We start from the raw sequence: 18,846 nt of genomic DNA, 5'->3' as shown, positions 1-18,846 counted from the left end.
GTGTCACGTTTGTGTCGGGGTTCGAGGAACTGCTGACTGAGAACGCCGCTGACGCGACGTGGCTTGAGCAGATCGCCGCGGCATTCGAAGCAGCCGGCAGCGGCTCCCTGCCCGAGACCATGCTCAATAGCGCTCTCATAATGTACGCACCACCGGGGCAAGTCGGTTTGAACGATTTCGGGGCCCTGAACGCCGCACAACTGAAAGCCTGGCTCGCCGTACCTGGCAACAAGGACCGACTTCAGGGGCTGCTCGAACAACCAGGGCTGGACTCCGTCGTGATAGCCGAGTGGTGGGGCGGTCTCGGCCACACGATCGTCGACGGGGCAATTGAACCCGGCGAGGCCCAGTTGCTCCTGATCGAGGCCATCCCCGGAGTCATCGGGAATCTGAACGGAATCACCGCGACCGCCCGGAACCTCGCCAACCGCAAGCGCTTCTTCACCGAGCAGGACCGCATCAACGCTGAACTGGCCAGGACGCCTCACCTACTGCCCGCCAGCCAAGGCATGTCCATGACCAACCCGGCTTGGACACGGCTGCAAACCCAACAAAAAGCCCTGAACGGCATCACCGATGCACTGAGGAACGCGGGCGGAACCAAAGCTGTCCTGCTGGGTTTCGATCTGACCCACGGCTCACCGAAAGCACAGGTCTCCGCCGGTAACCCCGATACGGCTGACTACGTTACCTACGCTGTGTCCGGCATGCTCATCACACCCCAAAGCGGCTTCAATGACTGGGCAACAAACGCCAACAACCTGAAACGGCAACAACAGCGGCTTTTCCCGGGCGAGTCCTTTGCCGTGGTGGCGTGGATCAACTACGAACCGCCCACGGTTCCGACCGTGAACAGCGGCGACGCAGCACGGGCCGGCGCCGAACGCTTCGTCACAGACCTCCAGGGGTTCAACGCCGTCAGAGAGGGTTTGGGTAACAGGACCACGGAGACCCTGCACGTACTGGCCCATTCCTACGGCAACACCGTGACGTCCAACGCCCTTGCCGCCGCGGAATTGAACGTCGCTTCCTTCACGATGCTCGGCTCCGCCGGGATAGAGAAAGAGATCCGGAACGCCGGAGATCTCCACGTGCCCGCCGGGCAGGTCTACACCACCGAAGCCAGCGGTGACGGACTGGCTGATTTGGGTCGCTTCCAACGCCAGGATCCGCGGCTGGAGTCCTTCGGTGCGAAAGTGTTCTCCTCGGAAGAGGCCACAATCGAGGGGACCCGTTATGAAGGCACGACCGAACACAACACACTGGTGAACGAAAAGGGCGGTGGCGGTTACGGGTACCTAGACAAGGGAACCACCGCCCTGTATGAAGCTGCCCTAACAACAACCGGCAACGGAGACCGAATCCTGCCAGGCGCACGACCGGTATCGCCACCGGCTGGATTTGCGGGCCGTTGAACAACTCAGAAAGAGTGAACCACATGCCCCATGAACCCAAGGCCCGGCTCAAGGCCCGCCGCATACTCGCCGGATTGTTCTGCGCGACTCTTGCACTGACCGCCTGCACGCCCCCTACCACGGAGAACCCCATGACCGGCTCAAGCAATCCCAGCGACCCCGCAACCGTCAAAGCCCAGGTAGAAGAACTAAAACAAGCCCTCAAGGATCTCCACGCCTTCAAAACCGAAACCCAAAAAGTCATCGGAACCCAGAAATGGGCGGATACAGACAACCCTGTCAACAGCGCCTGCAGCACATCCGACCGGCAAGACGGAGTGAACTACAGTATCCTGAGCCAAACTTCCGACCCCGTCGATCTGGAAGCGTCAGTAAACGTCGTCAGAACGTTCTGGGAATCCAAGGGCTTCACGACCCGAACCGAAACCAACCCCCGGGACCCAGGTCTCATCCGCCTCTACGCTGACGAGAACGGCGGACACCTTCTGTCCTACTACGCAAACATCAAAGGCTCCAGTCTGGAGATGGACACGGTCTGCATCGCCGGAGACCAAACCGCAATCTACAAGGAATTGGACAGGCAGGAAGCGAGCCCCACCCCCTCGCCGACCACAAAGTAGAGCCGTTACAGCACGCTCCTTCTGCCGGCATTACGACCATAGGCACTTGAAGCTAGCCGATGACCTCCCTTCCGAGGCAATGGACTCTATCTCGCGAACGTTTCCTGCTGATAAGTTCGATCAACTCCCACTGGGCATACCGAGCCCGTAAGAACGACAGCCTTCAAGAAGTGCGCGTAGTCAAACTGGGAATCAAGCATCCCCATCGCGCCTACATCGCCTTCGTAGCGATCGAGGAAGAAGGCGAAGAGACCTGGGCTCCCATCGGCCGGCTCAAATGCCCATGGGGGGACCTTGCCCGATTCCAGGAGACAGAAGCGAAATGGGAGGCGATAGCCAGCGCCTCAGCCCGCGCATCTGACGTAGACGCCGAAGTCGTTGAACTTACATTCGGGTGTTTCGACAAGACAAACTCGCTCAACTACTGGGCTGGGAATTATGCGGGAGTAACAGCGGTGAGCGACCCCGAGGCCTTCCGTAAACTCCACTCCATTCGGTGGGAAGAGTTCGTAGACAGCTTGTGCTTCGAGGATGACGGAGAGTTGATCCTGTCCTTGGACGCGTCCATGGAACTGGCTCGACGGCTGGCCATGAATGATCCGTCTAAAGTTCAGTCGGAGCTCGCGAAGGTGCTGAATGAGGCCCGGGAAGAGCACTTTGAACTGGTCTCCCTAGGCAGGTTGGGTAAGAAGAGATGGACCATCAGCGGATCATCAACCCGGCCGCGTATAGAAGATCTCACCGAAGCGGCGGCCATCATCGAAGGCTGGCTTGGTGCAGCCAAGGTCCAGGAATGGAATGAGATATAAGCCCTGCGCTCTGAAGTTGCCCGGCTCAGCTCAATCATCAGCAAGGCTTCCGGGGTTCTCAAAGCGAACGGGCTCACCCGCGACGCGGCCACCATCCGTCGGCTCCACGGGCTGACCAGCTACCCCGTCCCGCGGCTCAAGTCCTACTACGAGATGACGCGAGAGATGAAGAAGAACATGTGACCATCCCATGCCTTCAAGGTTCTAACATCGGGGCGATCTGTCGACGACCAGAGCTTCCTAAACGCTTCCCTGAGGCGGTCCTTGTAATAGGTGGGCACATTCGCCAGCGATGATCTGGGGTGTGTCATCTTGCTGTACCGGCGAGAAGCGGTACATCCGGAGGATGCGATCGCCGGGCCACCAGCGCTAGTCATAAACCCACCGTTGCTGTTCATCAACGGACTGAACGACGTGGCCGACAAGGCTGAGAAGCTAAGCGAGGTCAAAATCACGCCCGCGCCAACGGACACTCTGGACAGCGTAGTGGAAAACTCCGGGAGGAAGTAAGACGCCGCGGCGCGCTTGAACTTCATGAGTCAACCCTGCGAGACATCGCGCAAACGACGCCTGGCGCTGTTCTAGTAGCAGTGCCATTCATTCAGACTAGTGCGGCATAAAGGCCGTGGAGAAGCCGCTCCATGCGTTCTGCGCCTGCATTGCTCAGCCATTCGGAGTTCGGCAGCGGGAATGTTGACCCGTCCACCAATGTCAGTGTTACCTCGTGGTGCTTAGAGGGAACCCCGTCGCCATGAGGTTCACCCGGCCTCAAGCTTACAAGAATGCCTGACAAGTTCTTGAGCGCAATCAACTGCGTGGGCTCCCGCACACTCTGGCTCCTTCAGTTATGCTATTCGATGGATTAATTATCCAAGTGAGGGGGCTCGGCGTGCGGATCTTTGATACGGCGGTGGAGATTGCGTTCGACGATGGCGCCGCCGACGCTTTGATTAGCGCTGCTGATTCCGCGGATCAGACCCTGCGCTCCGAAGGTAGCTTCCTGGGTGTCGCCACGGGTTATGCGATGGAGGACTTTAAGGGCGGCTATGCGACCTTGTTCAACCACGCTTTGGCTGTCCGGGCCGATGACCGGGGCCGGCTTGCCTGGCAGCAACGCGCCGATGTCCGTGAACAACACTTTCAGACTTTCCAGAGCGTGGCGATCGATCCGATGCCCATGGAATGGCCGGTCGCTGCACCCACGATTTCTGCGGTGTTTGCCGCGAGCGACCGGGTTCGATTCGCCGGCGGAGTGGGAGGCGCAACCAGCTCAGCTGATCCTGGCAAGCTGCGCGAATTTGTGTCCCAATCCCGCGCCTTCCGTCTAAAGACCAGCCGCATACTCGCCGCGTTAGTCTGCGCGGCCGTTGCACTGAGCGCCTGCACACCCACCACGGAGAACCCTATGACCGGCTCAGCCAATCCCAGCGACCCAGCAACCGTCAAAGCCCAGGTCGAAGAACTCAAACAAGCCCTCGCGGACCTCCACGCCTTCAAAACCGAAACCCAACAAGCCATCGGGCCCCAGCAGTGGACGGATAAAAGCCTCCGAAACATGGACTGCAGCACCCCTAAGGGCGAAGAGGGTGTGAACTACAGCGTCATGAGTCAGACCCTTGAAACCCTCGACTTGGAATCGTCGGTCAACGTTGTCAAGGCGTTTTGGGAATCCAAAGGCTTCACCACCCGTGTCGAAACCAACCCCCGGGACCCAGGAAACATCCGCCTCTATGCCAATGAGAACGGCGGACATCTCGTATCCTTCACCGCTACCACTAAAGGCTTCAGCCTCGAGATGAACAGCGCGTGCGTCGCAGGAGACCAAAACGCCATCTACAAAGAGCTGTATCCCGAAATTTACGGGACCCCTTCTAGCCCCAGCTCCTCTCCGTCTGCGAAGTAAGCAGTTCGGTGCGCCAAAGGAACTGCCTATGTCGCCTCGTGCTGGCTTGGGGCCTGTGGAACGGTTTCAGAAAAGAGTGAACCGCATGCCCCATGAACTCCGGATGAGACTGAAAACCCTGCGCGTGACTATCGCTTTGTTCTGGGGGGCAGCTTTCTTGACCGCTTGCACGCCCGCTGCCACGGAGAACCCCATGGCCGGCTCAAGCAATCCCAGCGACCCCGCAGCCGTCAAAGCCCAGGTAGAAGAACTACAACAAGCCCTCAAGGATCTCCAAGCGTTCAAAACCGAAACCCAGAAAGCTATCGGACCCCAGAAATGGGTCGATAAAGGCACCCGAAGCATGGATTGCAGAACATCCGACGGGCAACGAGAACGGGGGCACCTTTTGTCCTACTTCGCAAACCTCAAAGGCTCCGGTCTGGAGGTGAACAGTGCCTGTGTCGTCGGGGATCAGCATGAAATCTATGAGGAATTGGACAGGCAGGAAGCAAGCGCCAGTCCCTCGCCAATCACGAAGTAGGGCTGAAGAGCCCCGGCCCCTTGTTGACTCTGGGCTGGTGCACAGCAATCAATGCGCGTAGGCGCGTTCAGCCAACGCGACCGGGCGTAAGCCCCCGCTTCGCGACGATAGCCGCATGGGGACGGACTCCGGGGTCGACGCGGGAGTGGGTGCCGACAATGCTGAAACCGGCTTCCTGTAACAGTCCCGACATCTCCTCCGCAGACCAGAAATAGGCGCGAGTCACTGCGTGCCGGAACGGTTCACCCGCCGGGCCCTCGAAGAAGCCGATCAGGAGGCCACCGCCTGGTTTGAGGCACCGGGCAAACTCGTTCAGAACCCGGCTGATTTCAGCAGGGGAGATGTGGATCAGGGAGTACCAAGCGAGGATTCCCGCCAATGAGTGATCCGGGGTGGGCAGCCGTTCAAGTGACCCGACAGAGAACTGGGCATCCGGGCAGGCTTGCTTGGCCGTCTCAATGAAGTCCGGTACCAAGTCCACGCCTTGGACGTCCACCCCGGCGGAGTGCAGGAAGGCTGTCCATTGCCCAGGCCCGCAGCCGGCATCGATGACTTTCCCGGACAATCCCTGGGCCCATGACAACACGAGCTCCCTGTCGGCAGGATGGGTGCTGCTGAGGGACCCGAACAACGAGGTGTACTCGGCGGAACGCGCAGAATAGGCGGCTCTCACCACAGCGGAAGACATGGGTCTCAGCCTAGGGGCCGAGCGGCCACAGCAAGAAATCTCTTGACTCCCGCATCAACACCCCGTCAGCATAGTTTCTACAACGTTATAGAAACCAGCAAAACGAGCAGACAAGGACCCACCCTTTGGGAACTCCAGAAAAACCCACGGCCAAAATCACCATCGACCCCGCGTTCGTCGTGGGCCCTGTCAGACGGAAGACCTTCGGGGCGTTCGTCGAGCACCTGGGCCGCTGCGTCTACACGGGTATCTTCGAACCGGAACACCCCAAGGCGGACGACGACGGCTTCCGCACCGACGTTCTGGAGCTCACCAAAGAGCTCGGTGTCTCGACAGTCCGGTACCCGGGCGGCAACTTCGTCTCGGGTTACCGCTGGGAAGACGGAGTGGGACCAAAGGAAGACCGCCCAACAAGACTGGACCTTGCTTGGCATTCAACGGACCCCAACCTGGTAGGCGTGGACGAGTTCGCCAAGTGGTCACAGAAGGCCGGCGTCGAACCCATGATGGCGGTGAACCTGGGCACCAGGGGCACGCAGGAAGCGCTGGACCTGCTGGAGTACTCCAACATCAAGGGTGGAACGGCCTTGTCCGAACAGCGCAAGGCGAATGGCGCCGTCGAGCCTCACAACATCACGATGTGGTGCCTCGGCAACGAGATGGACGGCTTCTGGCAGATTGGCCACAAGAAGGCCGGGGAGTATGCACGGCTTGCCGCCGAAACGGCAAGGGCCATGCGCATGGTCAATCCGGACCTGGAGCTCGTGGCGTGCGGTAGTTCGGCGCCCACCATGCCCACGTTTGGCGAATGGGAACGCGTGGTCCTCAACGAGACCTACGAACTAGTGGACCTGATCTCGGCGCACCAGTACTTCGAGGACTTCGGCGACCTGCAGGAACACCTGTCCGCCGGGTATCGGATGGAGGCGTTCATCAAGGATCTGGTGTCGCACATCGACCATGTGAAGTCGGCAACGAAATCCGAAAAGCAGGTCAACATTTCCTTTGATGAGTGGAACGTGTGGCACATGTCCCGCGACGAGTCCAAAGCACCCACGGGTGACGACTGGCCGGTGGCGCCTGTGCTGCTGGAGGACCGCTACACGGTTGCTGACGCTGTGGTGGTGGGCGACCTGCTCATCACTTTGCTGCGCAACACGGACCGCGTCCATTCAGCGAGCCTCGCGCAGCTGGTCAACGTGATCGCACCCATCATGACCGAGCCTGGCGGACGTGCGTGGAAGCAGACCACGTTCCACCCCTTCGCGCTCACCTCGCAGCACGCCGCAGGCACGGTGCTCAATCTCGCCGTCGAGTCCCCGCAGCTGGCCAGCGAAAAGACTTCGGGCTTCACGTCTCTCTCGGCAGTGGCGACCTATGACGCCATGGCAAGGGAAGCCGTCGTCTTCGCCGTGAACCGTTCGGCGACGGACGCACTGACGCTGGATGCCGCCGTCGGAAGCCTCAATGCAAGCAAAGTCATTGAGGCGGTCACCTACTCGAACAAGGACCCGTACTGGCAGGCGACAGCCGACGATTCGACGTCGGTCCTTCCGTCCGAAAACGTCAGTGCAAAGCTCGACGGCGGTCGGCTCACCGCGGCGCTTCCGGCCGTGAGCTGGAGCATGATCAGGCTTGCGCTGGACTCCTAGGCGATTTGCTGCGAACCGTCCCGGAAGATCGGATACGGCGAGATCGGTGTGACCGTGGCCGTCGGGGTAAGCTCCGGTGCCTGAGCTGCAGGTGCCGGAGCGGGTTGGTCAACAGTCACAATGTCCATCGACTCCATGTCCAGAAGTCGTCGGCTCCCAGTGTGGTCCTGAAGCCAGAAAAGGTCGGTCCCCGCGACGGTCTTGACCACCGTGCCCCGGTGGTAGAGGCGGCCGTTGTGCCAAGCCTCGATGTAGTCTCCAGGGCTCAGCGCGTGGGATTCCTCAGCGCTCCCCGGCATGGTGCCAAATGCCTGTGCCAAGCTTGCCTGTGTCTTCAGGGCCTGGAACAAGTCCCTGTTTGCGATGCTCATGTGTGCTCCCCTCAGCTGTCGCCGTCCGTTGACCCCAGCATTGCGCATGTTTGTTGCGGGGGCGTTGCAAGGGTATGAGCGATGTGTGACGGGTGAGGTTCAGGGGTCCTCGGAGGTCGGTGAACCATCCTCGGGGAGTTCGTCCGAGTAGGGTGCCCGGGGTCCGCCATGGTTGTTCAGGAGGTCGTTGGCTGCCATTGCGAGCAGGTCCCGTTCGAGTTCCGGGATGGAGATCATGCCCTGCAGATAGGCCTCAACCTCGTATTCGCCTACTGATCCACCAATGCTGAAGTAGTACAACCAGAGGTTGCCGATGTTGATGTCGCCGGCATCGATCGCGGCCCGGAGTTTGCGCCGTTGTTCGGGTTCGTTGGTGTCGAAGCCCATGTCCTGAGCCTTAGTTCTGGTCTGCCGGGATCCCGGCTACTATCTCGGCGCTGACTGCTTGCAGTGAACTGCGGTGGTCGCGGGTGTGCTTCAGCAGGCGCTGGAGGGCAACTTCATGGGGGATCTGGTGGCGTTCCATGAGAATGCCGCATGCCCGGTTGACCAAGTCCCGGCTATGCAGGGCTGATTGGAGACCCTCGCTGATGCGCTTGGGAGTCTCGACGCTTTGGATGTGGGAGAGAAGGGTGGCTGCGGGCGTTGCGAAAAGCTCCAACAGGTTTGCGGTGGCGGCATCGTAGGCTGACGATTCCGGTGAGTAGACCTTGATGGCGCCGATGCTTTGTCCGCCTGCCATCAGGGGCGTGCTGATCACCGACGTGATGGGGAGGTCGCTGACGGCTGCGGTCCACTCCGGCCACCGGAAGTCGGCGCTGAGATCATGGACCAATACCGTCTCTTCTGAAGCCCACGCGGTAAGGCACGGCCCCTCGCCCAATTGGTACTGGAGGAAATCAGCCTGCTCCACCACCGTGTCCGTGAAGCCCCGGCTGGTTCGTCGGCCCTGGGAGTCAAGGATGGATACCCCCGCGCCGATGGTCCCGGGAACGGACTCCCTGATGGCCTGCGAAAGGCTTTGGACTGCGTGGTCTACCTTTTCCTCGGTCAGGAGGAGGCCCAGAATCCTGCCGATGGCGGTGGAGAGTTCATCCAGAGGAAGTTGCTTCTTCGTCATGGGTTCTCTCCGGCCGTTGGTGTCGGCTGGCCGACATAGGAATACAAGCGGATGCTTGGCGTCCGCCCTACTGTCTCAGCCTAGTGGTTTTTCGTGGAGTATGTCCGCGTAAACGGGCAGGTTCTCAGTCCTCGAAAGCTGTTCGAAACTCTTGGTCGCCGGAGACTCCGGCGATGACAGCTGCGGCCACGGCCCGCAATTTGACGTTACGGTGATTGGAAGCTTTGACGAGGACTTGAAAAGCCGTATCCTGGCTGCAGCGGTTCTGCGCCATGATGATTCCGACGGCGGTATTGATCGTTGCGCGGGACTCCAGGGCGGCGGTGAGGTGCTGGCGCGCGTCCTGCAACTGGGCTATTTTCAGGGCCAGATGCAGCGCTTTGGAGCCGGTGGCTGTGAGGCGTTCGGCCACAGCGATGTTCTCTTGGAAAAATCCGTTGGGTCGCGTGGAGTAGAGGTTCACCACGGCGTCTCCCGTGCCTCCCAACCTCATGGGGAGGGCAAGGATGGAGCCTACTCTTGTGGCCGCGGCCGCCTGCATATACCGCGGCCAGCGTCGCTCGTTAACCACGTCCGGGACGTGTACGACGAGGCTGGTGCGGAGGGCCGTCAGGCAAGGGCCGTCGCCGAAGCTGTTTTGCACTTTGTCCAAGGTCCTGGCGAAGGCATCGCTGTCCGCAACTGCTACTGGCTGCTTCTGCCGGATCACCGTGACACCGCAGGCAATGGTGTTTCCCTCGGTGGTCAACTTCATGGCAGTCATGTCCGCGAGGTCCTGGAGGAACTCGCGGATGTCCGCATTCTCCACGAGGAGATCCTGGAGGTGCACTACGAAGTCCGTCAGGTCCACTCCCTCGTAATACTGACGCAGCCCGTTGGGAGGGCTTCCGATGTGCTGCGATGGCTGGGTGTCCGTCATGTACTGCCCCTTCTGCCGCTGGCCGGACCTCCGCGACCCTCGTCGTGCAGCTCTTCGAGTGCGGTGTCCACGAGTGCCATTTGGGTCTGATCGAGCGTTGTCAGCCCATTGAGATACCCGTCGAGGTCAAATTCGTCAGCCGTTCCTCCGATGCCGTAATAGTAGGCCCACAAGCCACTGAGGCTCAGGCCTGCGTTCTTGAATCGGTCGGCCGCAAACTTGTGTGGTTGTTCCGGCTCCGGATCCGCCGGATCGAGGGGAGCGCCAGTCATGAGTTCCCGCTTTCCGGCTCAGCATCCCCTGTCCGGGTCAGCATGTCCTTGGCGATTTCGTGGAGCCCTTGATCGCTGTTCCTCGCGGCCAGATGCAGGAGTTTCATGGCGGACTCCCTGCTGGAGCGGTTTTGCATCATGATGAGGGAAATTGCCGCATCCACCACAGCTCGTGAATCCAGCACAGACCGCAGCTCCGCAGGGTAAGGGTCTGCCGAATGCATCCGAAGGGCCAGCCGCAGGATCCTGGACAGGGAGTCGGCGTGCCTCTGCACAGCTTCCAACGTGTCTGGATCGAAGGCCTCCGCTGCGGTGGAATAGCAGTTCAGGGCCGCGCGGGACCCGTTGTCCGTGCCGATGGGAACGGCGAGCATACTGCGGACATGCGCCCCGGATATCGCCTCGGCGTAGCCCGCCCATCGATCATCGGAGTGCAGATCCGGAATCTGGACGAGCTGACCTGTCCGTAACGCTGTGAGGCAAGGGCCGTCGTCGAATTCGTATTGCTTCTCGTCCAAAACGCGCGCGGAAACTGTGCTGCTGGCAACCGTGGCGGGACCGTCGTCACGTTCAACGGTGATGGCGCACAGCATGGGTGTGTCGCCACCCAGGAGGGACGCAGAAATAGTGGTGAGTCCAAGGAGGAATTCGGAGAAACCAGGGCTTTCCAGGAGCAGGTCCTGCAACTCTTCGGCTGTGGGTACTGCGTTGTTCTGGGCCATGCGGCCTCAATTCCAGCAACGCCGGAGTCCACACATCCCCGGCTGGCGGCTATGCGCTCGCGGTCGCGCAAAGCCCGGATATTCAACCCCGGACATAGACGACACCCGAAATCTCCTACTTCAAACACTACGCTGGTGCCCTGCGACAAGATACAGACGGACCATAGACGAAGGACTCCCATGCCGAGTGCAGTCACCCTCATCCGCTCCCATGAACTCAGTTCCGTCGCGCAGTATGCGTACGCGGCCACAGCCCCCAGCGATGCCCGGCTGATCTTTCTGGCCGGTTCCTGCCCCTTGAACGAGGACGGAACCACAGCGGGTATCGGCGATTACAAGGCGCAGGCCGAAAAAGCCATCAGCAACATGCGATTGGCTTTGGATGCCGCAGGAGCGGATTTGGGGGACGTCATTTCCACGCGTGTGTTGGTGGCGTCATCGGACCAGGCCGATCTGGTCACTGCCTGGGAGGTTGTCCGGGAGGCGTTCGCGGATCACGATGTGCCCAGCACCCTCATGGGCGTCACAGTCCTCGGCTACGACCACCAGTTAGTGGAGATCGAGGCCGTGGCGGCCGTAACGGACTAGCCCACACGCAGGCCTCATCTGCAACGATGTATCCACCAGTACAAAAGGAGCATCTGCATGGCCGTCACCATGAACGACGTCGCGCGCGCGGCCGGAGTCTCGTTGAAGACGGTGTCCAACGTCATCAACAATTACGAGTTCATCCGGCCAACCACCAAGCAACGCGTCCTGAACGCCATCGATGAGCTCGGATACGAGACCAACCTGACGGCCCGCAGCCTCCGGTCCGGCAAGACAAGCATGCTGGGTCTGGTCCTGGCGGACCTCTCCATCCCGTACTACGCCGAGCTGGCCTCGGACATCATGAAGGCGGCATGGGACCGCGGCTACCGGGTGTTGGTGGAGCAGTCCGGCAACGAGGCAGACCACGAGAAAGCTGCCCTCCAAGGACAATTCCGCAGCCTCACCGACGGCCTCCTGTTCATCCCGCTCGCCCTCGATGCCGAGCAGATCATTGAGGCCGCCGGCAACAAACCCCTGGTCCTCCTCGGCGAATTCGTAGAGGACCCGCGGCTGGACATGGTCCTCATCCAAAACCACAGTGCCGCCGCTGCCGTCACCACGCACCTGCTGGCCGGAGGCCGCCGTCGTATAGCTGTCCTTGGTGCGAACGACGGCGACACGACCGGCAGTAATGGCCTGCGGCTGAGCGGATACCAGGCTGCGCTCGCTGCCGCCGGTGTTGAGTACGACCCGGCGCTGGTAGTCGGATGCGATTGGCGGCGCGACGGCGGAGCTGACGCCACGGCCCGGCTGCTGGACAGCGGGGTGGCTTTTGACGCGGTGTTCGGGCTCAACGATGCCCTTGCCCTGGGTGCGCTTCACGAGCTTCTGGTCCGTGGAAAGAAAGTTCCCGACGACGTTGCCGTTGCAGGGTTCGACGACATTGATGAGGCCCGTTTCGCGTCGCCGTCGTTGACCACGGTGGCGCCGGGTCGTACGGAAATTGCGGAGCGCGCCGTCGAACTTCTCATCAACCGGATCGAAGCGAAGGGCAGTATCAGCGACGTGCAGCAGCCGGAGGCGGCGTTCTCGCTGCGTGTCCGCCAGTCTGCGCCGTAGGGCGTTAGTGTCTAAGGGTGAACCACGTGATCCCTGCCGAAGTCATTACCCCTGCCGTCCTGATCGACGTTGACATCCTTGACCGGAACATCGACCGGATGGCGTCGAACATGCTGAACCGTGGGCTTCAGCTCCGTCCGCACGTGAAGACTCATAAAACGCTGGAGATCGCGCGCAAGCAGCTCGCAGCCGGAGCTGTAGGGATCACCGTAGCCACCATCGGCGAGGCTGAGGTCTTCGCAGCGGACGGTGTGAATGACATCTTCATCGCCTACCCATTGTGGGTTGAAGCCCCGCACGCGGAACGCCTTCGGGCGCTGGCGGCCAAGTGCCGCCTCGCGGTCGGCGTGGATTCGGCAGAAAGCGCGACGGCGATGGGTCGCCGGCTCGGCGCGGATGCGGGAAGCGTTGAGGTGCTGATTGAAGTGGACAGCGGGCATCACCGCAGCGGAGTGCTTCCCGAGGAAGTGGTGGACGTTGCCCGCGCGGCATCCTCGGCTGGGTTGAACGTGGCAGGGGTCTTCACCTTCCCGGGGCATAGCTACAAGCCCGGCATGCCCACCGGTGCGGCCAGCAATGAAAACGAGGCCCTTGGGCGGGCAGCTGCCGCTTTGACGTCCGCGGGCTTCGAGGTGCGGACCATCAGCGGGGGTTCCACACCCACTGCCCTGATCTCCGGGGAGACCATGGCCTCGGAACTGCGCCCCGGTGTCTACGTCTTCGGTGATGCACAACAGCTGGAACTCGAACGGTGCACATGGGACGACGTTGCGTTGACCGTGGCCGCCACTGTGGTCAGCCGTCACGAGGCAGCTGGTGGAAACGTGCGTCGGGTGGTGGTTGATGCCGGCAGCAAGATCCTGGGCAGCGACCGTCCGGATTGGGCCACGGGATTCGCCAGGCTTCCCGAGTACCCGGAGGCCCGCGTTACGGCGTTGTCCGAACACCACGCCACGGTTGTTTGGCCGGACTCGTCTGAGCTTCCAGCGCTGGGCACGCGGCTCAGGGTGATCCCGAACCACGTCTGCTTGGCCATGAACCTGGTGGACGAAGTCACTGTTGTGCGTGATGGGTCCGTGGTGGACACGTGGTCCGTGGCCGCCCGGGGACGCAACAACTAAGCCACTGCGGAGACGCTCTGGAAAAGCGTATGGAACTCCCGGTTGTGGTAAACCAGCGGAGCTGAATTGGACGGATTCGACCGGATATCCAGGACCTTCGCTGCCAACAGTACCGAGCCACCCAGTGGTGCCCGATGGACGATCTCGCAGCGGAGCGCCCACTGGGCCTCCCTGAGGAGTGGCTCTCCGGTGGGCAGCAGCTCCCAGTCCATGCTGTGGGTGAAGCGCGGGGCGGCAGGGTCCGCGAAAGTCCGCGCCAGGTCCAGCTGATCGGCGCCCACCAGGTGCACCACGATTGTCTGCGCGGAGGCAATGAAGGAAGCTGAGCGGCCGCCGGTCACTGAAAATGCGAGCGTCGCTGGATCCACCGCCACTGATGCCACCGACGATGCCGTGAGCCCCACCGCTCCCTCTGGTCCGGAAGCCGTAACGATGGCGACTCCCGCCGGATGGGCACGGAAGGCGGCCCTGAACAGTTCGCCGACGGGCGCGGATGGCACGGATGGGGAAGAGGTCATTAATGCACCTTCGTGGGGTTGTCTGGATGGCGCCGCTTTGCCGGCGCACACCTGACTGATGCTAGGACCTCAACTTAAGTTGAGGTCAATTCGGGTGATTCCGACCCCCGCCTGTGACGCCGTGGAAACGTAGCTGAAACTTGCGCTCCCTACTCTGGACACAACTGACACCGCCGTGCCCGGACACTAGGAGAATCGATGCATCTTTTGCCCCGTGAGCAGGAGAAACTCATGATCGTGGTGGCCGCAGATCTTGCGCGGCGGCGCCAAGGGAGGGGACTCAAACTGAACTACCCGGAAGCGGTGGCGATCATCAGTTACGAGCTCATCGAAGGCGCCCGTGACGGCAAAACCGTGGCCGAGCTCATGAGCTACGGAACCACCCTGTTGCGCCGCGAAGACGTGATGGAAGGCGTCCCGGAGATGATCCACGACGTCCAGATCGAAGCCACCTTCCCTGACGGCACCAAGCTCGTCACCGTCCACGATCCCATCCGATAGGAGCCCCCATGATCCCCGGTGAATACAGGCTCCAGCCCGGAACAATTGCCTGCAACAGCGGCCGTGAGGCGATCGCCGTCGAGGTTGTGAACCACGGCGACCGGCCCGTGCAGATCGGTTCGCACTACCATTTTGCCGAAGCGAACCGCGCCCTGGAATTCGACCGCGAAGCCGCTTATGGCCGCCGCTTGGACATCCCCGCCGGCACGGCCGCAAGGTTCGAACCAGGCGACAGGAAGACCGTCCAGTTGATCCAGCTCGCGGGGTCGCGCGAAGTGTTCGGCCTGAGCAACGCAGTCAACGGAAAGCTCGACGGCGGCACTGGCGTTGCCGGGGAATCCCGCCCGGGCGTCGCAGCAGAAAGGGACCACCAGTGAGCTTCGAGATTCCCCGCAGGCAATACGCCGAGCTGTACGGCCCGACAACCGGAGACGCCATCCGCTTGGCCGACACCGAGCTGTTCCTCGAAATCGAGAAGGACTACACAGTTCACGGCGAAGAAGTGGTCTTCGGCGGCGGCAAGGTGATCCGCGACGGCATGGGCCAGAACGGCCAGCTGACCCGCGTGGAGAATATTCCGGACACCGTGATCACCAACGTGGTGGTCCTGGACTACACCGGCATCTACAAAGCCGACGTCGCCCTCAAAGACGGGCACATCTTCAAGATTGGCAAGGCCGGGAACCCGCAGATCACTGACGGCGTGGACATCGTGATCGGCGCCAGCACAGAGATCATCGCCGGCGAACGGAAGATCCTCACGGCCGGCGGCATCGACACCCACATCCACTTCATTTCCCCGGAGCAGGTTCCCGCGGCCCTGTGCAACGGCATCACCACCATGGTTGGCGGTGGCACGGGTCCGGCCGAAGGAACCAAAGCCACCACCATCACCCCCGGAGCCTGGCACATCTCGCGGATGCTTCAGGCCGCCGAAGGGCTCCCTGTGAACATCGGCCTGTTCGGCAAGGGCCACGCGTCCGCCGTCGAGCCCCTCGCAGAGCAGATCCGAGCAGGTGCCGTAGGCCTCAAAGTCCACGAAGACTGGGGCTCCACCACGTCCTCCATCGACATGTCCCTGCGCGTCGCCGACGAATACGACGTCCAGGTGGCCATCCACACTGACACCCTCAACGAGTGCGGCTTCGTCGAAGACACCATCCGGGCGATCGACGGCCGGGTCATCCACACCTTCCACACCGAAGGCGCAGGCGGCGGCCACGCCCCGGATATCATCAAAATCGCCGGGCTGCCCAACGTCCTTCCCGCCTCCACCAACCCCACGCTGCCGTACACGCGCAACACCATCGAAGAGCATCTGGACATGCTCATGGTCTGCCACCACCTCAACCCGGACATCCCCGAAGACGTGGCCTTCGCCGACTCCCGGATCCGGGCCGAAACCATTGCTGCAGAGGACGTCCTCCACGACCTCGGCATCTTCGCCATCACGTCATCGGACTCCCAGGCCATGGGCCGGGTAGGCGAAGTAGTGACGCGCACCTGGCAGGTAGCCGACGCCATGAAACGGCAACGGGGAGTGCTGACGGATCCAACCGGGACCACCCACGGCTCCGCCGACTCCGACAACTTCCGCCTCAAACGCTACGTCGCCAAATACACCATCAACGCGGCCATCGCCCAAGGAATGGCAGACGTGATCGGTTCCGTGGAAGAAGGCAAATTCGCCGACCTGGTGCTTTGGGACCCAGCCTTCTTCGGCGTGAAGCCTGAGCTGGTCATCAAAGGCGGCCAGATCGCCTACGCGCTGATGGGAGACTCCAACGCCTCCATACCCACGCCCCAACCCCGGACGATGCGGCCCATGTTCGCCACGTACGGCAGGGCCCTGCAGAAGACATCCATCACGTTCCTTTCCCAAGCAGCCATCGACGCCGGAGTGCCCGCCGAACTCGGCCTCGAACGCATCATCAAGCCCGTGTCCGGCATCCGCAACCTCACCAAAGCGGACCTGAAATACAACGGCGAAACCCCGGACATCGCCGTCGACCCCGAAACCTACAAAGTGACGGTCGACGGCGAAGAAGTCACCTCCCAGCCATCCGACGTGCTGCCCATGGCGCAGCGCTACTTCCTCTTCTAGGACCCCATGATTATCGAAGAAATCCTTGGCAACCTGCACGAACAACCCGACGCCTACGCCAGCCACCACAAAGAGAAAGTAGTGCTCCCCAGCGCCCTGCTGGTCAAACGCATCCAACGCGTCACCACCGACCACGGCAAGGAACTCGGCATTCGCCTGCCCAGCGGCACCGGCGACCTCCGCGACGGCGACATCCTCGCCGAAGACGACCACAACGTCATTGTCATCTCCGTGCTGCCCACGGACGTCCTGGTGATAGCGCCCAGGAGCATCCACGAAATGGGGGTAGTGGCGCATTCGCTCGGCAACCGGCATCTGCAGGCACAGTTCTTTGATGCCGCGTCCGAATATGAAGCCGAAGTCATGGTTTGCCAGTACGACCACACCGTAGAGGACTATCTGAAGAGCGTCGGCGTCCCCTACGACAGGCAAGAGCGGGTCATGCCGGTGCCGTTCCGCCATGCTGAGCACTCGCACTAGGCGAATGCCCGAAACCGGTGGCGGCTGGGGCGCCGCCCCGGATTTTGGGCCGTGCCCGCTTCGCGATGCCCTCCACACCGCGGCCCAAAAATCCGGCGCGGCTGGCTGTCGTCTCACCCTTGAGGGCACTCGATGAGTGCGACGTATCAGCTGGCTCTTCAACAGTTGACTGACTCGGCCTTGCCTACGGGGGCGTTTGCTCATTCTTTGGGGTTTGAGAGCTATATCGAGCGGGGGCTTGTGGGTGATGAGGTCACTTTCGGTACTTGGTTGAGCGCATTTGTGGGGCAGCAGTTGGTCTATTCAGATGGGTTGGCTCTGCGCTTCCTTTATGAGGGGGTGGATGTGGGCTTGTTGGATTCTGTTCTTACCGGGCAGCTGTTGGCTCGGGAGGTTCGGGAGGCTTCTTTGAAGATGGGTGGGCGGTTGCTTGAGATTGGCGGGGAGGTTTTTCCGTCGGGGGAGTTGGAGGTCTATCGGGGACTTGTTCGTGAGGGTGGCGCCATGGGGCATCAGCCCCTGGCTTTTGGGGTTATTGCACGGTCGCTGAAGGTCCCTTTCGACGAGGCGCTTTCCGCCTACATGTTTGCCACGGTTACTTCGCTGACGCAGAACGCCGTGCGCGCCATCCCGCTAGGGCAGAACGCCGGGCAACGGGTACTTCGCCACGCACACGATGCCGTTGCTGCCGCCGTCCTGGATGTAACACAGCTGTGCTGGGACGACTTCGGGGCCGTGAGCCCCGGACTGGAAATTTCACAAATGCGGCACGAACGGCAACGTGCCCGCATGTTCATGAGCTAACCATCAGGAGGACACATGTCTGAACCCATCAAAATCGGCATCGGCGGACCCGTCGGAGCAGGCAAAACCCAGCTCGTGGAGCGCATCACCCGCCACATGAGCCGCGACATCTCCATGGCCGCCATCACCAACGACATCTACACCATCGAAGACGCCAAAATCCTGGCCGCCAACGGCATCCTGCCCGAGGACCGAATCATCGGCGTCGAAACCGGCGGCTGCCCCCACACCGCCATCCGCGAAGACACCTCCATGAACACAGCGGCCATCGAAGAACTCAAAACCCGGCACGCCGACCTGCAAGTCATCTTCGTCGAATCCGGCGGCGACAACCTCTCCGCCACGTTCAGCCCCGAACTCGTCGACTTCTCCATCTACATCATCGACGTCGCCCAAGGCGAAAAGATCCCCCGCAAAGCCGGCCAAGGCATGATCAAGTCCGACCTCTTCATCATCAACAAAACGGACCTGGCACCCCACGTCGGAGCGGACCTCTCCGTCATGGAGCGGGACTCCAAGGAATTCCGCGGCAACAAACCGTTCTGCTTCACCAACCTCAAGACGGACGACGGCCTGGAGGAAGTCCTGAACTGGATCCGCCGCGACGTCCTGATGCTCGACTTGGCCCAATGAACCGATGCGAGTTGGCGGTTA

Annotated in this window: 24 protein-coding genes; 15 read left to right on the top strand and 9 right to left on the bottom strand. The window is 61.4% G+C overall.

The window, feature by feature from the left end; all coding sequences use genetic code 11:
- The 3 genes from FQP90_RS19245 to FQP90_RS19235 form a co-directional block, all read left to right on the top strand.
- The coding region (locus FQP90_RS19245; RefSeq protein ID WP_144652677.1) for an alpha/beta hydrolase at positions 1-1,415 on the top strand (1,415 nt) is incomplete at its 5' end.
- 23 nt (positions 1,416-1,438) lie between these two features.
- Positions 1,439-2,035 carry a hypothetical protein gene (locus tag FQP90_RS19240; RefSeq protein WP_144652676.1) on the top strand — a complete coding sequence of 199 codons (597 nt, stop codon included), beginning with the start codon at positions 1,439-1,441 and terminating at the stop codon, positions 2,033-2,035.
- Positions 2,036-2,205: 170 nt separating this feature from the next.
- Entirely contained in the window at positions 2,206-2,844 is a 639-nt protein-coding gene (locus FQP90_RS19235) for a hypothetical protein (protein WP_144652675.1), read from the top strand.
- Positions 2,845-2,990: 146 nt separating this feature from the next.
- Here the strand turns inward: FQP90_RS19235 and FQP90_RS19230 are convergent, their stop codons facing one another.
- Positions 2,991-3,380: a hypothetical protein gene (locus tag FQP90_RS19230; RefSeq protein ID WP_144652674.1), complete on the bottom strand. Its 390-nt coding sequence runs from the start codon at positions 3,378-3,380 to the stop codon at positions 2,991-2,993.
- A 353-nt stretch (positions 3,381-3,733) separates the two neighbouring features.
- On the opposite strand from FQP90_RS19230, the gene FQP90_RS23380 reads away from it, so the two are divergent.
- Positions 3,734-4,747, top strand: a complete 1,014-nt coding sequence (locus FQP90_RS23380) for a hypothetical protein (protein ID WP_167510520.1) — start codon at positions 3,734-3,736, stop codon at positions 4,745-4,747.
- Positions 4,748-4,832: 85 nt separating this feature from the next.
- Positions 4,833-5,270: a hypothetical protein gene (locus tag FQP90_RS19220; protein ID WP_144652673.1), complete on the top strand. Its 438-nt coding sequence runs from the start codon at positions 4,833-4,835 to the stop codon at positions 5,268-5,270.
- 67 nt (positions 5,271-5,337) lie between these two features.
- Here the strand turns inward: FQP90_RS19220 and FQP90_RS19215 are convergent, their stop codons facing one another.
- Positions 5,338-5,958 carry a class I SAM-dependent methyltransferase gene (locus FQP90_RS19215; protein ID WP_144652672.1) on the bottom strand — a complete coding sequence of 207 codons (621 nt, stop codon included), beginning with the start codon at positions 5,956-5,958 and terminating at the stop codon, positions 5,338-5,340.
- Positions 5,959-6,083: 125 nt separating this feature from the next.
- On the opposite strand from FQP90_RS19215, the gene arfA reads away from it, so the two are divergent.
- Positions 6,084-7,610, top strand: coding sequence for an arabinosylfuranosidase ArfA (gene arfA / locus FQP90_RS19210; RefSeq protein WP_144652671.1), 1,527 nt, complete (start codon positions 6,084-6,086; stop codon positions 7,608-7,610).
- On the opposite strand, the gene FQP90_RS19205 is transcribed toward arfA, so the two are convergent.
- From FQP90_RS19205 to FQP90_RS19180, 6 genes are all read right to left on the bottom strand, one after another.
- Complete coding sequence (locus FQP90_RS19205; RefSeq protein WP_144652670.1) at positions 7,607-7,981, bottom strand: hypothetical protein; 375 nt, start codon at positions 7,979-7,981, stop codon at positions 7,607-7,609. The two genes, arfA and FQP90_RS19205, sit on opposite strands and share 4 nt — an antisense overlap.
- Positions 7,982-8,080: 99 nt before the next feature.
- Entirely contained in the window at positions 8,081-8,368 is a 288-nt protein-coding gene (locus tag FQP90_RS19200; RefSeq protein WP_144652669.1) for a hypothetical protein, read from the bottom strand.
- A gap of 10 nt (positions 8,369-8,378) precedes the next feature.
- Positions 8,379-9,101, bottom strand: coding sequence for a GAF and ANTAR domain-containing protein (locus tag FQP90_RS19195; protein ID WP_144652668.1), 723 nt, complete (start codon positions 9,099-9,101; stop codon positions 8,379-8,381).
- 124 nt (positions 9,102-9,225) lie between these two features.
- The gene (locus FQP90_RS19190; protein ID WP_144652667.1) at positions 9,226-10,020 is read right to left on the bottom strand and encodes a GAF and ANTAR domain-containing protein; all 795 of its coding nucleotides are present in this window, start codon (positions 10,018-10,020) and stop codon (positions 9,226-9,228) included.
- Complete coding sequence (locus FQP90_RS19185; RefSeq protein ID WP_144652666.1) at positions 10,017-10,292, bottom strand: hypothetical protein; 276 nt, start codon at positions 10,290-10,292, stop codon at positions 10,017-10,019. Before FQP90_RS19185 ends, FQP90_RS19190 begins: the two co-directional genes overlap by 4 nt.
- A complete protein-coding gene (locus FQP90_RS19180) occupies positions 10,289-11,014 on the bottom strand; it encodes a GAF and ANTAR domain-containing protein (protein WP_144652665.1) in 726 nt (241 codons plus the stop codon). The genes FQP90_RS19185 and FQP90_RS19180 overlap by 4 nt, the downstream gene beginning before the upstream one ends.
- 180 nt (positions 11,015-11,194) lie before the next feature.
- Here FQP90_RS19180 and FQP90_RS19175 point away from each other — a divergent pair, with 180 nt between their 5' ends.
- From FQP90_RS19175 to FQP90_RS19165, 3 genes are read left to right on the top strand one after another with little or no spacing between them, the layout of a single operon-like run.
- A complete protein-coding gene (locus FQP90_RS19175; protein WP_144652664.1) occupies positions 11,195-11,602 on the top strand; it encodes a RidA family protein in 408 nt (135 codons plus the stop codon).
- A gap of 57 nt (positions 11,603-11,659) precedes the next feature.
- Complete coding sequence (locus FQP90_RS19170; RefSeq protein WP_144652663.1) at positions 11,660-12,664, top strand: LacI family DNA-binding transcriptional regulator; 1,005 nt, start codon at positions 11,660-11,662, stop codon at positions 12,662-12,664.
- A 17-nt stretch (positions 12,665-12,681) separates the two neighbouring features.
- Positions 12,682-13,785 (top strand): D-TA family PLP-dependent enzyme, encoded by a 1,104-nt coding sequence (locus FQP90_RS19165; RefSeq protein ID WP_144652662.1) that lies wholly within the window; start codon positions 12,682-12,684, stop codon positions 13,783-13,785.
- Here FQP90_RS19165 and FQP90_RS19160 read toward each other — a convergent pair.
- On the bottom strand, positions 13,782-14,303 hold the full coding sequence (locus FQP90_RS19160; protein WP_144652661.1) for a flavin reductase family protein: 522 nt from the start codon (positions 14,301-14,303) through the stop codon (positions 13,782-13,784). The two genes, FQP90_RS19165 and FQP90_RS19160, sit on opposite strands and share 4 nt — an antisense overlap.
- Before the next feature lie 198 nt (positions 14,304-14,501).
- On the opposite strand from FQP90_RS19160, the gene FQP90_RS19155 reads away from it, so the two are divergent.
- The 6 genes from FQP90_RS19155 to ureG all read left to right on the top strand — a co-directional run bounded on the left by FQP90_RS19155 (position 14,502) and on the right by ureG (position 18,825).
- Positions 14,502-14,804, top strand: a complete 303-nt coding sequence (locus FQP90_RS19155; RefSeq protein ID WP_144652660.1) for an urease subunit gamma — start codon at positions 14,502-14,504, stop codon at positions 14,802-14,804.
- Between the two features lie 8 nt (positions 14,805-14,812).
- On the top strand, positions 14,813-15,181 hold the full coding sequence (locus FQP90_RS19150; RefSeq protein WP_144652659.1) for an urease subunit beta: 369 nt from the start codon (positions 14,813-14,815) through the stop codon (positions 15,179-15,181).
- The gene (ureC, locus tag FQP90_RS19145; RefSeq protein ID WP_144652658.1) at positions 15,178-16,908 is read left to right on the top strand and encodes an urease subunit alpha; all 1,731 of its coding nucleotides are present in this window, start codon (positions 15,178-15,180) and stop codon (positions 16,906-16,908) included. The genes FQP90_RS19150 and ureC overlap by 4 nt, the downstream gene beginning before the upstream one ends.
- Before the next feature lie 6 nt (positions 16,909-16,914).
- Positions 16,915-17,388 (top strand): urease accessory protein UreE, encoded by a 474-nt coding sequence (gene ureE, locus FQP90_RS19140; protein ID WP_144652657.1) that lies wholly within the window; start codon positions 16,915-16,917, stop codon positions 17,386-17,388.
- Positions 17,389-17,520: 132 nt separating this feature from the next.
- Complete coding sequence (locus tag FQP90_RS19135) at positions 17,521-18,192, top strand: urease accessory protein UreF (RefSeq protein ID WP_144652656.1); 672 nt, start codon at positions 17,521-17,523, stop codon at positions 18,190-18,192.
- A gap of 15 nt (positions 18,193-18,207) precedes the next feature.
- Complete coding sequence (ureG, locus tag FQP90_RS19130) at positions 18,208-18,825, top strand: urease accessory protein UreG (protein WP_144652655.1); 618 nt, start codon at positions 18,208-18,210, stop codon at positions 18,823-18,825.
- The last annotated feature ends 21 nt before the right edge of the window (positions 18,826-18,846 follow it).

Origin of the sequence: Paenarthrobacter nitroguajacolicus (assembly GCF_007786235.1) — a bacterium.
In the GTDB taxonomy this organism is placed as follows: domain Bacteria; phylum Actinomycetota; class Actinomycetes; order Actinomycetales; family Micrococcaceae; genus Arthrobacter; species Arthrobacter nitroguajacolicus_A.
This window is presented reverse-complemented; position numbering and strand designations above follow the sequence as displayed.